The organism is 'Catharanthus roseus' aster yellows phytoplasma (assembly GCF_004214875.1).
Classification (GTDB): Bacteria; Bacillota_I; Bacilli_A; order Acholeplasmatales; family Acholeplasmataceae; genus Phytoplasma; species Phytoplasma asteris.
This window is the reverse complement of the sequence record NZ_CP035949.1, coordinates 423864-440578: the sequence shown is the minus strand read 5'-3', so window position 1 is coordinate 440578 and position 16715 is coordinate 423864. Positions and strand designations below refer to the sequence as shown.

General features: G+C 23.4%; 11 protein-coding genes. 6 read left to right on the top strand and 5 right to left on the bottom strand.

The window, feature by feature from the left end:
- Positions 1–60: 60 nt before the first annotated feature.
- From EXT02_RS02100 to EXT02_RS02080, 5 genes are all read right to left on the bottom strand, one after another.
- Positions 61–1620: an ABC transporter substrate-binding protein gene (locus tag EXT02_RS02100; protein ID WP_130427794.1), complete on the bottom strand. Its 1560-nt coding sequence runs from the start codon at positions 1618–1620 to the stop codon at positions 61–63.
- A gap of 62 nt (positions 1621–1682) precedes the next feature.
- Positions 1683–3254: an ABC transporter substrate-binding protein gene (locus tag EXT02_RS02095; protein WP_130427792.1), complete on the bottom strand. Its 1572-nt coding sequence runs from the start codon at positions 3252–3254 to the stop codon at positions 1683–1685.
- A 205-nt stretch (positions 3255–3459) separates the two neighbouring features.
- On the bottom strand, positions 3460–4263 hold the full coding sequence (locus EXT02_RS02090; protein ID WP_130427790.1) for an ABC transporter ATP-binding protein: 804 nt from the start codon (positions 4261–4263) through the stop codon (positions 3460–3462).
- Positions 4264–4274: 11 nt separating this feature from the next.
- The gene (locus EXT02_RS02085) at positions 4275–5282 is read right to left on the bottom strand and encodes an ATP-binding cassette domain-containing protein (RefSeq protein ID WP_069028308.1); all 1008 of its coding nucleotides are present in this window, start codon (positions 5280–5282) and stop codon (positions 4275–4277) included.
- Positions 5283–5598: 316 nt separating this feature from the next.
- Positions 5599–8685: a hypothetical protein gene (locus tag EXT02_RS02080; RefSeq protein ID WP_130427788.1), complete on the bottom strand. Its 3087-nt coding sequence runs from the start codon at positions 8683–8685 to the stop codon at positions 5599–5601.
- 1588 nt (positions 8686–10273) lie between these two features.
- Between EXT02_RS02080 and EXT02_RS02075 the strand changes: the two genes are divergently transcribed.
- The 6 genes from EXT02_RS02075 (at position 10274) to EXT02_RS02045 (ending at position 16412) form a co-directional block, all read left to right on the top strand.
- Complete coding sequence (locus EXT02_RS02075; protein WP_165383247.1) at positions 10274–11236, top strand: UvrD-helicase domain-containing protein; 963 nt, start codon at positions 10274–10276, stop codon at positions 11234–11236.
- The gene (locus EXT02_RS02070) at positions 11230–11742 is read left to right on the top strand and encodes a 3'-5' exonuclease (protein ID WP_130427784.1); all 513 of its coding nucleotides are present in this window, start codon (positions 11230–11232) and stop codon (positions 11740–11742) included. The genes EXT02_RS02075 and EXT02_RS02070 overlap by 7 nt, the downstream gene beginning before the upstream one ends.
- Positions 11743–12121: 379 nt before the next feature.
- A complete protein-coding gene (locus tag EXT02_RS02060) occupies positions 12122–12313 on the top strand; it encodes a hypothetical protein (RefSeq protein ID WP_130427780.1) in 192 nt (63 codons plus the stop codon).
- Positions 12314–12397: 84 nt separating this feature from the next.
- Positions 12398–12877, top strand: coding sequence for a hypothetical protein (locus tag EXT02_RS02055; protein WP_240682796.1), 480 nt, complete (start codon positions 12398–12400; stop codon positions 12875–12877).
- A gap of 422 nt (positions 12878–13299) precedes the next feature.
- The gene (locus tag EXT02_RS02050) at positions 13300–14286 is read left to right on the top strand and encodes a DUF2963 domain-containing protein (RefSeq protein ID WP_130427776.1); all 987 of its coding nucleotides are present in this window, start codon (positions 13300–13302) and stop codon (positions 14284–14286) included.
- A 221-nt stretch (positions 14287–14507) separates the two neighbouring features.
- On the top strand, positions 14508–16412 hold the full coding sequence (locus tag EXT02_RS02045) for a hypothetical protein (RefSeq protein ID WP_130427541.1): 1905 nt from the start codon (positions 14508–14510) through the stop codon (positions 16410–16412).
- Positions 16413–16715: the final 303 nt, after the last annotated feature.

The window sequence follows — 16715 nt, the reverse complement described above, 5'->3', positions numbered from 1 at the left end:
TGTTTTTACTTTCCTAATTATTTAATTATAAATCTATTTATTATTTATTGAATATTTTTTTTATTTAATTAATTGAACTTTTGTAAAATCAGTTCTTGTGAAAAGATCACATTTAAGACCTTGGACTTTTTTGCTTGTTAAGAAATATATGTTTTGTTGATAAAAAGGAACAACATATTTCTTTTGGTCTAAATGAGTTTGAATTTGTTGAATTTTTTGTACGTAAGTACCTAAATCTATATTTGTTTGAGATTGTTCTAAAAGATCTTTTAGTGTTTGGTCTCCTGAAATATGAGCCCAAGTTCCTTGGGTAGAATCCCCCTCGTTTTTTGGTGTCATATAATCTGTTAAAACTTTATGACCGTATGCCATTTCATGCATATCACTCATAAAAAAAATGTCATAATCTCCTTTTTTTAAATTTGTTTTGAATGTATTAAATTCTGGTATGTCTAATGTTACTTCAAAACCTACTTCTTGTAGTTGTTCTTTTATTTTGTTTGCTACTTCTGGAGTTTCCTTAGCAGAAAACCCGAATTTAATTTGTTTATTTGGAAGTTGGCTAACTTGGTTTTTAACTTCTTGTGTGTTTGTATTATAAGCATATGAAATATTTGTATTATGACCTTTTTCTCCTTCGGGGATAAAAGTTTTTAAAGGTTTAACTGGTAATTCCAGTTGAGTAATTATTTTTTTAATATCTAAAGCTTGAGCAATTAATTTTCTTTTTTCAAGTTCAACTTTTTGATTATTCATCATTAAATAACTACATTTAACAGCGGCATTTTCAACAACTGTAATATCTTTTTGTTTTTTTGCATCGGCTACTTTATTTACTGGAAAGTCTAAGACAGCATCCACAGTCCCTGCGCTTAACTGTAATAAAGCTGTATCCTGATTAGAAATGGTTTTAAAAACGATTTCTTTTTGGCTGTTTTTTATTTTTTCTTTGTCAAAATATTTATCAAAAAGTTTTAAATTTATTACTTTTTCAGAAGAATCCCATGAAACTAATTGATAAGGACCTGAACCAACCTTAAGTCCTTCTAATTGATCTTTTGTTTGGTCTTGTTTAACTGCTTCTTGGCTTATTATTCTTTGCTTAGCGATGCTTTCATAGGCAAAAGCAGGGAATGCTTTAAGATTTAGTTTTACTTTTGTGCCGCCTTCTAATTCTTCAACTGATTCAATATTTTCATATTCATCGTGTTGTTTTCCTTTTGCTCTTTCAAAAGAAAATTTGACATCTTTTGCAGTTAATTTTTTACCGTTGTGAAATAAAACATCATCTCTGAGAGTAAAAACAACTGCATCTTCATTTTCCACTTTAAACCATGATTTAGCTACTTGAGGTAAAACATCGCCATTTTCATTTGTAGAAACTAAAGTAGAGTGGATGCAGTAAAACAATCTATCTCCTTGTGCACTTTGAGTGTGATCTTTATTTCCTGGGTCATAACCTACAATATCATTTGGCATTGCTACTACAAAATTATTTCTTGGGGGAGTTGTTTTAAAAAGCTTTTTGTAGACTACAAAACCCATTACAACAAATAAAATAACTGCTGTTCCTATAACTAATTGTTTTTTATATTTTTGTAATAATTGTTTAAAATCCATTTTTTTATTTCCTTTTTTGTTTGTGTTTTGAAAATAAAATTATTTTTATTATGAATAAAATTTTATTTACTTACTTTAACTTGGGTAAAATCAGTTCTTGTAAAAGGATCACATGTAAGACCTTGGACCTTTTTACTCGTTAAAAAATATATGTCTTGTTGATAAAAAGGAATAACATATTTATTTGTGTATAAATGAGTTTGAATATCTTTTACTGTTTGTTCGTAAATGTTTTTATCAGTGATTGTTTGGGTTTCATCTAAAAGTTTTTTTAGTGTTGTGTCTCCTTGAATGTGAGAATGGCTTTTGGGAGTTTGTTTTCCTTCTTTTTCGAATATTGGGTTCATATAATCTATTAAAACTTTATGACCGTATGGCATTTCATTCATATTACTCATAAAAGATATGTCATATTTGCCATTTTTGGAATTTGTAAAAAAAGTAAGCGATTCTGGTATGTTTACTATAACTTCAAAACCTACCTCTTGTAATTGTTCTTTTATTTTGTGTACTACTTCTTTTATTTCTTTAAAAGAAGCTCCTAATTTAATTTCCTTGTCTTTTTCGCTTAAAAGACTAACTTTGTTTTTAACTTCGTTTTGGTTTGAATCATAAGCGTATTGAATATTTTCGTTATGTCCTATTTCTCCTTGAGGAACAAAAGTTTTTAAAGGATTAACGGGTAAATTTAGATCAGCAATTATCTTTTCGATATTTAGAGTTTGGGCGATTAATTCTCTTTTTCCCTTTTTAACTTTGTTGTTGTTGATAAATAAAACACTACATTTGGCACCTTTATTTTGGACGACTTCAATATTTTTTTTGTTGCTTGCATTAGTTATTTTGTTTATTGGAAAATCTAAGATAGCATCCACAGTTCCTTCTTCTAATTGCAATAAAGAAGTATCGTAGTTAGAGTTAACTTTAAAAAGGATTTCTTTTTGGCTGTTTTTTATTTTGTCTTTATTAAAGTATTTGTCAAAAAGTCCTAATTTTATTATTTTGTTAGAAGAATCTTCATAAATTAATTGATAAGGACCTGAACCAATTTTTAGTCCTTCTAATTGATTGTGTGTTTGGTCTTTTTCTATTGATTCTTTACTAAGTATTTTGTATTTAGCAATAAGTTCATAGACAAAAATAGGTAAAGCTTGCAACTTAAGTTTTACCTTTGTATCATTTTCTAGCGTTTCGATTGATTTAATAATAGCATATTCGTCATTTCCTTTTTCTTTGGCTCGTTCAAAAGAAAATTTGACATCTTGTGCAGTTAATTTTTTGCCGTTATGAAATAAAACATCATCTCTTAGAGTAAAAATAATGGCATCTTCATTTTCCACTTTATCCCATGATGTAGCTACTTGAGGCAAAACATCGCCATTTTCATTTGTAGAAATTAAAGCAGAGTGAATACAACAAAATAATCTGTTTCCTTGTGCGTTGGAAGTGTGTGCTTTTTGTCCTGGATCAAATCCGTTAACATAATTAGGAATTATAACTATAAAATCATTTCTTGGTGGTTGTTTTTGAAAAAATATTTTGTAGATTGCAAAACTTATTATACTAAGTAAAAAAAATGTTCCACTAATAATTAAATATTTTTTATATTTTTGTAATAGTTGTCTAATGCACATTTTGCTCCTATATTCTTCTTTTTGATTTTTTTATATTGCAATTATTTAATTTTTGCGGTAAAATAAGTATTTTTTTATTATTGTAAAAGAAATAAGAATTCAAAATATGGATGAAGTGTGGGGAAATAAAAATAATATTTATTAACAAATAATATTAATAAATATTTAGGAGATATTATTGTTGATTCACTATTTTTTTAACAAACTAAACATTATGATAACCAAGCCCAGTTTTTAAAAAATTATTAAGTAAACTTTTAGTGTAGGGGTGTTTTGGATTTTTTAATATTTGGGATGTTTTAGCACTTTCTACAATTTGTCCTTGATACATGACAATAATATCATCGGCTACTTGAGAAACTACTCCTAAATCATGGGTGATAAATAAAACAGCAGTGTTTTGTTCTTGTTGTAGACAAGCAATTAAATTAAGAATTTCTTTTTGGACAATTACATCTAGGGCAGTAGTTGCTTCGTCAGCAATTAAAAGTTTAGGTTTACAAACTAATGCCATAGCAATCATTATTCTTTGACACATTCCGCCTGAAAGTTGATGAGGATATGAATTCATTATTCTTTGAGCGTTAGGAATTTGGACTTTTTCCAAAATATCAAGAGTTTTTTGATAAGCTTGGGTGTAATCAAGTTTTTGATGGAGCATTAGAACTTCTATAATTTGATTTTTGATTTTAAAAACAGGGTTAAGGCTAGAAATGGCATCTTGGAAAATCATAGCAATTTCGTTTCCTCTGATTTTTTGCATCTCTTTTTCACTAAATTGAGAAATAATACGATTTTCAAAAATAATTTCGCCTTGGTAAATTTTTTGATTTTTTTCAAATAATTTGAGAATAGAAATTGCAGTTTGGCTTTTGCCGCTACCAGATTCTCCAACTATTCCTAAAGTTTTGCCTTTTTGGACTTCAAAAGAAACACCACGAACTGCTTTGATTAGACCTTTTTGGGTTTCAAAATAAGTATGTAGATTGCTAACTTTTAATAAACTCATATTTTACTCCTTTATATTTTAGTAACTTTATTTTTTAAAGTGCAAGAAATAAAATGATTAGGGGCTACTTGATACCAATCTAGGTCTTGTTTTTGAGTGTGAAATAAAAATCTAAATTTGTTAGTTTCGTAGGTGATTGGCATTTCTTCTAAAGCTTTATTTTGAGTTTTTAATTTAGGGATAGCATTTAGAAGTTGTTTGGTGTAGGGATGATAAGGTTTTTTAAAAAGGCTTTCTGAAGGTGCTATTTCAATTACTTTTCCTAAATGCATTACACAAATGCGGTCACTTAAAAAACGAGCAACTCCTAAATCATGAGTAATAAACAAGAAAGTTAGTTGGTAATCTTTTTTTAAATCATTTAAAAGGTTTAAAATTTGGGCTTGAATTGATACATCTAATGCTGATACTATTTCATCGCAAACAACAAATTTAGGTTTAATAATTAAAGCTCTTGCAATTGCAATTCTTTGTCTTTGTCCCCCTGAAAGTTGATGAGGATAAAGGTCATAAAGAGAAGTATCAATGCCACATTTTTTCATGATAGCTAGAATCATTGTTTGATATTTGGGGTCTTTTTTGCCTTTTGTCATTTTGTGGATTAAAAGTCCTTCGCCAATGATATCTGATATTTTGAGATGAGTGTTAAGAGAAGAAAAAGGATCTTGGAAAATAATTTGTAAATCTTTTCTTAAAAAGCGCTTTTCTTTATTACTTAAAGTAGTTAAATCAATTTCTTCAATGTCTTTTGTCTGTGTTTCCTTAGTTTTGGGGATTGTTTCTTTGTTATAAAAAACATTGCCTGAAGTAGGTTTTACAAGTTGTAGAAGAACTTGTCCTAAAGTTGATTTTCCTGAACCAGAGCCTCCAACTACGGCTAATGTTTCGCCTTTGAAAATGGATAAATTAATATTTTGGTTGGCTTTTAGTAAGGTATCTGGTTTTAAAAAGTTTTTTTTGATAGAAAAGTTTTTGGATAAGTTTTTAATTTCAATTAAAACTTGGTTTGAGGATGTCATTTTTGCCTCCTTTCTTAGTTTTTTGCTTCATTTTGTGAAAAATTTACTTTTTGCCTTAATCCTTAATTATTATTGTTTTGATAAATTATTATTTAAAATGTTTTTTTAAGAAATTAATATTTATCACAAAATAATAATTACTTTAATTATACACTAAAAAAAATAAAAATGCAAATAGATTTTAAATATTGTTGTAATAAATGATTTTTTTGGGTGGTTTTGGTAAACTGTTTTATTCCTATATTTTTTAAGAAATTTGTTATTACATTTATTTATAAATTATAATTTCATTTTATAATATCAATATTTTTTTGCTTTAAGAAATTTGTTTATCAAGGGCAATAGTTTTTTTGATTTTTTTGGTAATTTGTTTTTGGTGATGTTTTATTTTGAATTTTCCTTTTTGTTTTTGCCAAAAAAAAGACCATTTTAAAAAGATAGTTTTGAGTTTGGTTTCGAAATTAGTTAGTTTGATTTTAGTAAGTAAGTTTTTTTTGGTTTTTTTGATTTGTTTTTCTATTTTGGTTATTTTTTTGTGATTAGTTTTTTGTTTGTGAGTAAATGATTGGGATATTTTTTCTTTTTGTTTGGTGAAATGTTTAAAGATTTGGTTGTTTTTTTGTTTGATGGCTATTTTTTTATGTTCGAAAAATAATTTGTCTTTTTTTTCAAAATTGAGGAGAGCTTCTTTTTTGAGGTTTGATAGTTTTTGGCGTAATTCTTTTTGTGTTTGTTGCCATGATAAATTAAGATTGATAAGAGCATCACTTAGATTTTCGTTTAATAATCCTAATTTTTCTTTCATTAAATTAGTTGTTTGGGTTAAACTTTTTTCTTTGGATTTAACTGTTTTAGTAATTTCTTGTAATAAAGATATTTGATTTTGTTTAAATGTTTTTTCCAAAGAAACATTAATAACATTTTTTATTAATTCATTTTGGTTGTAAAAAAATTTGTTAAGGTGTTTAGTTGTGTTAGTGGTATTTGTAGTTGTTTGAATTAATTTTTGTTCTTTTTTTATTTGTTCTTGGAGTAAAGTATTTAAACATTGATAAATGTTTTTTTGATAATTATTATAGAATAAAATATCTTGGATAACATTTGTGATTGTTTTTTGGCAAGCATTGAAAAAAGATTTGTTTGATATTTTGAAATTGATTAAAGGAGTAAGAGCAATGTTTTTGGAGGCAGGTTTTAAATAGTGCCATAAAGTTAAAAGTTTGGTTATTTTAAGTTTGATTTTGTTGATTTTTTTTTGGTGTTTGTTAGTTGTTTTTTCTAAAATATGTTGGTGTTTTTTGGTTGCTTTATCTTTTTTTGTGGTGAGGTTTTTGATAATTTTTTCATAAAGTTCTTTGTGAGTTTTGATTTGGTATAAAAGGGGATATAGTTCAGTTCCTTTTTGTTTGTATTTGTGAAAAAACCCTTGTATTCCTTTCTTTTTGTCAGTGTGTATTTTTTGATTAAGAAAGGTTAATTGTTTGTCATAAAAAGCTATTATTTGTTCGTTAAGATTAATTTCATTTTGTAGGGTAGTTTGGTTTAATTGGTGTTTTTTTTGTAAAAGATTAATTGTTTGATTAAATTGTTTTTGAATGATAGGAAATAAGTTAGTTTCAATTATAGTTTTTATTTGGTCTAAGATTATTTGTTCGATAAGACAAGTTTTAGTTTGATAATTACTTGTAAAAGTATTAATTTGTAATTGGATTTGTTGTAAAGTTTGTTCTAATAATGTGCTTTCTTTTTGCCAAGATGGATAAGTGTTGAGTAAATTATTTAAAGTTTGTAAAAGTTCTATATTTTGGGTTTGTAATAATAAATAGATGTCTTTTTGCATTAAGGTGATGTCTTGTAAAAAGAGATGTTTTTCTTTTTCTTGGGTAAGTTTGAAGGTTATAAAATCATCTTTTTGAAATATTTTATTAAGTGTTAATTGGGTTTGGAAGTTGTTAATTTCTTTTTTTAAAGTAGTTATTTGTTCTAAATAATAATGTTGGATTTTGGTTTTTTCTAATTTTAGTTGTAGGGCAATACTTTTAGTTTTAAGGTCAAATTCTTGTTTTTTTGCAAAGAAATGATAATGATAATCTATTTGGTAATTGTTTTGTTTACGTTGTAAGGCTAAAAGAGTTTTTTGATAAGCAAAGAAAGTTTCTTGATAGTCTTTTTGATTATCAAAGATAGCTGTTTCTTGGAGATGTAAGTTAAGGACTGTTTTTATTTGTTCTTTGATACCGTTTATTTTTTGGGAGAATAAATAATTTGTTTTTTGGTGGATGAGATGATAAATTTTTTCTAAGGTTTGTTGGTAGATGTGTTTGTATTTGTTTTGTTTGTGGTGTTCTAAATGCCACATATTAATTGCTTGTTGGTGTAAAAGATTGATGAGGTGATATTGTTGGCTCCATAAAGATTTTTGGTTTTGGTAAGAAAGGCAGTTTTTTTGTTGTTTGTAAAAAAGAGCTTTTTTGGATGTTTCAATTTGGTAATTGGAAAGAATTGGTATATTTATAAAAGGAAAAGGTCTTATTTGAAGAAAAAAAGTTTGTATTTGTGCTTGGATGATAGTTTTTTCTTGTTGGTAAGCATCTTTGATGGTGTCTAGTTTTTTGTCGTTTATACTTAGTTTATTTTGGTATAGTTTGTGAGTTTTGGTAATGGTTTTTTGATAAGTTTGTTCTTTTGTAGTCTTTATTTGTTCTAAGATGCAAATTGATTTGCCTTTGTCTTTTTCTTGTAAATTAAGAGTTGTTTCTAGTTGTTTTAATAAATTGGTATTTTTTTGATTGAGGTTAAAATCAGTAGTATAAAAGTTTTGTTTGGATTCTTGGTTTTGTTTTTGGTTTTTGAGTTCTAATTTTTGTTTGTCTTTTTCAATTTGAATTAATAAATTATTAATGTTGTTATTTTTGTTGTTGAGATTAGTTATAAGAGTAGTTTCTTTGTGATTGTTTTTTTTAGTAATTTCCTTAAGTTCTTTTTGTAAGATTTCTTTTAATTGGAGGTTTTTATCGTTGTTTTTGTTTTTTTGATAAATAAGTTCTTGGGTTAAAAGAGTTTGGGTTTTTTGTTGTTGTGAGTTGTATTTTTGGAGGATTTTTTTTTTATGGGTTTGGAGTTTTTCTATTTGTGCGTAAATGTTTAATAATATGTGATGGTATTTTTCTTGTAATTGTTTTGTTTGGGTATTGTGCTTGTTATTTAGGGTTTGTAGTCTTTGATTTAATTGTTTGTTTTGGTTGTTTGTAATAATGTTTGGGGTTGTGTTTTTTTCTTGGATGTTTTTTAGGTTTGTGATATTATTTGTTAATTGGGATAAAAAAGGAGAGAAAAAATCGTTTGATAATGTTTTATTGCGTTTTAAGAATAAAGCCAAAAATCTATTATAATATGATGACATAAAATTTTTCCTTCAATCTAAATATTGATTAAACAATATAAAAACACTTAATTGTAGTTTATTATTAATTTTTTTTGTTTGTAATATTATATTATTTTGGTTTTTCAAAGAAATAAGTTCTAAATTATTTTATCATTTACCTTTATCATAACATAAACCAAATTAATTTGGGATGTAAAAAAGAATACTTAGCTTTTATATTTAGATCTTAAAAACAAAAAAACTATCCTGAAGGATAGTTTCTTTCATTATTTATATTATTTTATTTTTTAAATAGTTTATTAATTTATTTTAAATATGGAAATAATTATTTCTTACGATAAGTTTTATACCAAGTTGTTTTTTTAGGATAGAGATATTTTTGGATTAAAGTTGGTTCATAGTAAAAAATATATAAACTATTGTATTTATTTTTTCATGTTTATGATTGCTTCTAAGGTATGTGTTTTATCCTTAATAAATGGCATTTTTCCATCATGATAGATAAATATAATATTTTGGGGACAATTAAGAATTGACTTAGACATTAATTCGCTCTTGTTTTGATTAATTGTTTTGTGAAATGAGACTTTTTTGTAATAATTAGGATCAATATTTATGTATAAAGATAAGAGCTTTATTAGTGCTTTTTACTTTAATGTTATGAATTGTATTATTTAGATTCTCTTTTTTTACTTTTATTTTAAAAGTACTTTTGATTTGATAGTTTAATTTAAATGTTGAATGTGCTTTAATAAAATAAGAATTAATGTTAAGTAATAGTATTAATATATTTATAATTATAAGCATTAAAAAGGAATTAAAGTTTATATTTGGTCTTTTTTTAGAAGTTTTGTTAATTTTGTTAATGTAAAAAACAGACTCCTTTCTTTTAAAAAAGGTAGTTAATATTAATTATAAGTATAAATTATTAAGCTACCAAAAAGATAATATAAATTAATATATATAATTAAAAAGATAAAAGAAAAGATTTATTTTTGTTTATTGTTGTTTATTTTTGTTTATTGTTGAGTGTTTGCCCAATCTCTCAGACGCCTTACCATTCCTGAAATCCATCTAGAAGTGGGTTTTAGCTCCATCTATTTTTTTTGGTATTTTCTATGTCATGGTAAAAAATATACAAATTTGTATATTTGCCTGTCATTTTTGTTAGTTCTTGAAAAGAATAGGTGATAACTCCGTAAACAATATGTTATTTTTTATTATTTATAAATAAAATAAAAGGAGAATTTTTGATATGGCTAAAAAATATATACGTTTTTATTTTAGAAGTTATTCTAAAATTAGAAAAAGATTAACTTTGGGTGGTTTTTTCAATATTGGATTTTACCTACATTAGGTATTGTTATTCCTTTTGTTGTTTATTTTGCTTCAAAAGGTTATTTATCAATAGCTAAATAATTAAAAGGATATTTAAAATAATGACTTTAAGACAAATTTTAACACTTATTGCCCTTACCGGTATATTTGTTTTTGTTTTATATAAATTTGGTTTTATTGTTCCTGATACAACTAAAATAACATGGATTAAATAATAAAGAGAGAGAGTTATTTTAATAACTCTCACCTTTATAAAAAGAGGTTATATGTGTATAAATTAAATCAAAATCAATTAAAAGCAATTTATTATAATAAAGGTTCTTTAAATGTTTCTGCTGGTCCAGGAACTGGTAAGACAACAGTTTTAATTGAGCGTGTTAAATATTTAGTTAATCAATTAAATATTTCACCAAAAGATATTTTAATTTTATCTTTTACCAAAAGTTCGGTTCAAGAGATTGAAAAACGTCTTTTAATAGAAGATATTAAGGTTATGACTTTTCATGGTTTAAGTAATAGCATTTTAAAGAAAAATATTAGTTTATTGAATAATGAATATAATGATAATTTTGAAATTATAGATGATTTAAAAAAAGAAGATATTGTTAAATATCTTTTAAAAACTGCTCGTAAAACTTCTACTGCTTATGGTTTTTCAGATGCTAAAGTTTTTATTTCTAAAATTAAAAATAATACTATTAATTTAAAAAATAATAATTTTTATAATAAATATCAAAATTATTTATATAAACATAATTTAATTGATTTTGATGATTTAAATAAATATGCTTATCAAATATTATCAAATAATAATTTTTTATTAACTGCTTATCAAATTAAATATCGTTATATTTTAATTGATGAAATACAAGATATTGATTTTTATCAATATCAATTAATTAATCTTTTATTTAAGAAAACTATTCTTTTTATTATAGGTGATTTAAACCAAAGTATTTATAGTTTTCGTGGTTCTAAAATTATTTATATTGATTTATTATTACTTAATTTTAATATTCCTACTTTTTATTTAAATATTAATTATAGAATTCCTAATAAAATTGTTAAATTAGCTAATAATTTAATTAATTATAATTTTAAATCTTATGATAAAGATAAATATAAAATAACATCTTTTGTTAAAGATGATTGTAATGCTCAAATTTCTTATAATAATTTTATTAATGATTATATAGAACTTTTATTGTATCCAAAATTAAAGAATTGGTAAAAAATAATAAATATAGTGATATTGTTGTTTTATATAGAAAAAGTTATTTATCTGATAATTTAAAAGATGTTTTTGATGTTAATCATATTCCTTATTTTTTTAAAGGAACTAAAGAAACTATTTCCAATTTTACTAATCCCAAAAAGAAACTTAATTTAATTTTTGATAATAATGAAAAGTTAAATTGGATTAAACAATCTTTGCAAAAAGAATATGAAAAAATGAAATTACAATCTCAAAATAGAGTTTTATTTTCTACTATTCACCAAATAAAAGGATTAGAGTTTAAAATTGTTTTTTTAATGGGATTTGAAAAAGAAACTTTTATGGATGATTTTTGTCATAAATTTAATATTAAAGAAGAAAGGCGACTTGCTTATATAGCTATTACAAGAGTTAAAGAACAATTATATATTACAAGTGTTGCTGAAAGATATGTTTTTGGTGGTTATCAAAAATTAAAACCTGTTTCATTTTTACAAGAAATGGGAATTAATAAATTATAATTCAAAGGAGTTTTTTAAAAATGGATAAACAACAAAAATTTAAAAAAGGATATCACGAAAATTGTCAATATTGTGGAAGTTATTTGGGAATAAATATGAGTGATAATGATTTGAATTTATTTTGTTTTATAATTTGTTCTATTATATTTTTTAGTTGTGGAATTTCATTATTATATTTTCCTTTAGTTATTTTTTTAAAGTTTTTTCACATTAATTTTTTTAATGAAGGATTTTCATTAATGTTGGGTTTTATTTTTGTCAGTAATTATCTTTTATTTTTTTTAATAGGCCAATTTAAGCCTGAATTACTTTTTGAAAAAGTAGATTATAAAAAAAAGATAAAAATAATAAAGAAAAATTATTAATAAAGGATAATTAGATGAAAAAATATAATTTATTTGATAATTTTATTTGTTTATTGATGGGTGCAATTATTGGTATATTTTTATATATTAATTTTTTTCAAAATGAAATTAAACAAATAGAAATAGAAACACCATCAAATAATATAAAATATATTGATTTAACTGTTTCTCAAAAATTAGATTTAATAAAGAAAATAAAAAAATAATCTTATAAGTTGTAATAAACAAGATTATGTATATAAAAAAGATATTGAAATTATTTTAAATAATTTTATAGAAAGGAATGATTGATGGATATACAACAAACAATTATTAATATTGTTGAATCTAAACTATTTATATCTTTAATTTCTTTATGTTTTGGTGTTTGTTTATTTAAGTTTTATTTATATATTAAAGAATTACATGAAAAGTTTGATTTTAGTGATGAATTACGTGATATAGTAAATAAATATCTTAAAACCGGACAAATTACTGTACGAGAATTTGGAGCTTTAATTAGGATAGTAGCACAAATGGGTAATTATTTAGGTATATATAAAGAACATGTTCAAAGAATGATTAAAGAATTTGGAGAAAATGGTGGTTTTAATTTTTCGGAAGGTATTTTTGATGAAAAAGAATGTGATAAAGAAAATAATAAAGATGAATCAAATAATAATGATTTGGATAAATTATTAAAAGAAAATTTAGAATTAAAAAAACAATTAATGAATCAAAAGAGAAATTTAATTGTAGAATCTATTGATGATAATGAAAATGTTTTTTAATCTTAATTTTTTAAAATATTCGATTTCTTTTGACTTTATATCTTTTAAATATTTTTTTTCATTTTTTTATAATTTTTTTTATAGTGTGTTTTTTACTAAATCATCTTTTTTGTTTGATTTTGATGTTGGTTGGAATAATAATTTTTAATTATTTTTAATACGATAAAAACATCAATTGTTTTTATATGGGAACAATTAATAATTTTAATTTATCCTTTAAAATTATTTAGTTCATTGTTTAATTTTTTAATGCAAATATTAAAAATTTTTATTGATGTTTTTGATAGTATTATAGGTTATATTAAAAGTTCTGTAACAAGTCTTACAATATTAAGTTTTGGTTTTTCTTTTTACAATATTTTTCTTTTTTTTCATTGTGAAAAAGAAACAAAATTATAAATTAGAAAGGAATATAAAAAAATATGAAAATAATTAAATTTAATAATAGGCAATATCATTTAATTCCTTTTTTAATTACTGTTGGTATTTTATTATTTTGTTTTTTGTTAATAGTTAATGCTGCTTATAAATATCATTTAGAAACCGAAGAAAGACGAGTATTATTTCAAAAAGATGTTTCTGAAAAAGCAAAAGATTTAAATAATCAAATACATGAAGAAAACCAAAAATTAAAAAATGAAAACGAAAAATTAAAAAGTGTTCCTTATGAATTGATAAGAGATAATGGAGATAAAGAGTATTATAATTTAATTACTGGTAAATTAGTTAAAAAAATTGATAAAGATGATACAATTTGGGAATATCAACCTAATAATGGGATGTTATTAAAAACAACTGACAAATACCATAAAATTACTGAATATGATTCTAATGGCAAAAGAATTAAAGAAATTTTAAGAGATGGTGTTTGGATTGAATATAATCCTGTTAATGAAAAAATAGTGAAACGTAAAAATATTGATGGTTTTATTGAAGAATTTGATGATAATGAAGAGAAATATAAAGAAATAGATAAAGACAATAATGTTAAATTTTTTAAAACAAAACTTTATCAATATCCTCCAAAAACAAATTATCGATATGATGGTACAATTAAATATATTAATTTATATTATCCAGATACAGGTAAATTAATGAAATCAACTTATTATACATTTGATAGTAAAACAATTGATCTTATTGGGGAATACAACCCCGAAGGCAAATTAATCAAAAAAACATTTTATCGTCCAGATGGAATAACAATTTCCTCTATTAAAGAATACAACCCCGAAGAAAAACTAATCAAAAAAACATTTTACAACTTAGATGGCAAAACAATTTTCTCTATTGAGGAATACAACCCCGAAGAAAAACTAATCAAAAGAACTAATTACTATGAAGATGGCAAAACTATTTCCTCTATTAGGGAATTCAACTTCGAAGGTGGAATAAAAAAAGAAACCTAATTCAACCCAAATGGCACAATTAAAGAAGAAAAAAATCTTTAATTATGAATAAGAAAATAAATTAAGTCTAAAAGTATTCAAAGACGAGCAGAGCGAACTAGGCGTCCAGCCGAAGTACATCCAAATTAACTCTTACCCTCCTCCTATAAAGTCCCCTTTGGGGATTTAGGGGGTTTAAAAAACTAACCAACCGCCTTTGCGTGACAACGTAAAGGAGCAGGTTGGAGAGTCCATTTTTAAATGCTTTAAATAGAAAGGAGAACAAACAAATGCTACATTTAAATGATTTAACTATGAATAAAGAAGATGTTAGTTTATCTTTTCATGCTCTTAAAACATTTAATTCAATTAAAAGAGGTATTTTTAATAAAGAACAAATTAAAGCTTTTGAGAATAATTTATTTTTTGTTAAGACTACTGATTTCGGTCAAGGTTGTTTTTCTAAGTTTATGTCTTTGCATTTATATCGTCTTATAAATTATATGCAAGAATCTCGTTTAAAAAAACTTATCAACCAAAAAATAGCTTTTATTCAACAAGAATTACAAGATTTAAATGAATCTAATGATTGGAATTATTTTTTTGATAATCAATATATTTTAACTAATTTTGATTATTTTTATAAATTGGCTAATATTATTTATGAAGAAAAAGAAATTCAAGAAAAGATAGAATTTATTAGATTACATATGAGACCTATGCCTGATAAATATTATTCATATTTAAGAAATAATCCTAAGAAAGTTAAAAAACTTTATCAATTTATTTGTTTAATGTGTACTGAAAATAAAAATGAATTAACATCAATTGATATTGAAAGTAAAGTTAAAGATATTATAAAAAATATTCGTCAAAGTAAAAATAATGCTCGTTATAAAGCTATTTATAATTTTGCTTCTGAAAAAGAAATTAGTTGGCTAACACTTACTTTGGCTCATCATAATAATGATGGTACTATTTCTAATGATGTTAAAGATTTAGATAAAGCTAAAAAATTAGTTGTCAAATTTATTTCAAAATTACGTTATCAATATAAAAAATATTTAATTAAACAAAAACTAAAGAAACATATTGTTAATAAATATTTAACTAAATTTAAATATTTTTTTGCTTCTCAATTACAATTTAAAGGTGTTTGGCATTTTCATATTATGTTTAATATTGATTTATTAAGTATTTTCGGATACACTAATAAAATGATGTGTCAAAGAAAAGGAATAATAAATAATTCAGAATTTTTAGAATCACAAGAATATTACGTTGAAAATAAAGCTAAATATAATTCTAATAATGGTTGGTTTGAAAAAGAAAATAAAAATTTAATTATTCCTAATGTTTTTAAATTATGGGCTGATATTGTACGTGATAATTTACCTAATTTAAAATTATTAAATCCTCGTTCTCAAAATTTACAGATATTTTATAAATGTAAATTAAATAATACTAAAAAAATTGAAATTAAGGAATGTAAACAATTAGCAACCATCATTAATAAAAATGTTGCTGAAATTACTTCTGAATATGTTAGTAAATATGATGCTGGTTTGAGTGAACGAGAAATTAAAAAAACCATTGCATTAAAGAAAAATTATTTAACTGGGAAAAAGTTATTTCAATTTTCTTATAATTGTCAAAAATTATCTATTACTAAAAATATCAAATATTTTCCATTTGATCTTCATTATGATGATTATAAAATAACTGGATTTTACTTATCAAATATTTTAAAATTTGGTAAAAATCATATTTTGTATGATTTATTAAGAAATAATGTTTTAAAAACACTTAATAAAAAAGCAGTAAAAGTTCCAGGAAAAGATTTTCCTGAGGATAAAAATATTACTTTTGAAGCGTTAGATTTTGATAAAAACCAAGATAAATATATGTTTGAATATAATTCAAATAAAGGTAAATTATCATGTTTTTATGGTACTATTTTTTATGCAAAAACTTTATTTAAAAATTTTTTAACTAGTAATACATATATTAATTTATGTAATAAATTAAATAAATTATTTAATTTGTCTAAATTATCAGTTTTAAAACCTTTAAATAATTATTTAGAAAATCAAAGAACTTTTACTTGTTTTAATCAATATATTAATCCTTATTTATCTTATCCTTAATAATAAAATATAACATTTATTCTGTTTAATCCAATTTATGTTATTAAAAAAAAGAAAGATAAAGGTATATTTTAATTTTAATTTTGTTTTTAAAATTAAAAAAACTCATTTAAATTTGTATTTTTCAATTAAATCTTTTTTAACTTTTACCCTTTTTTGATAAGGGTTTTTCTTGTAGATTTTTATTTTTTTACGTTTTATAAATATAAAAATATGTTATAATAATATAAATAATAAAAATTAGATATTTCTAAGAAAAAAGTAAATTTCAATTCAAATAATTTTAATCCTTTATTTTCTTAG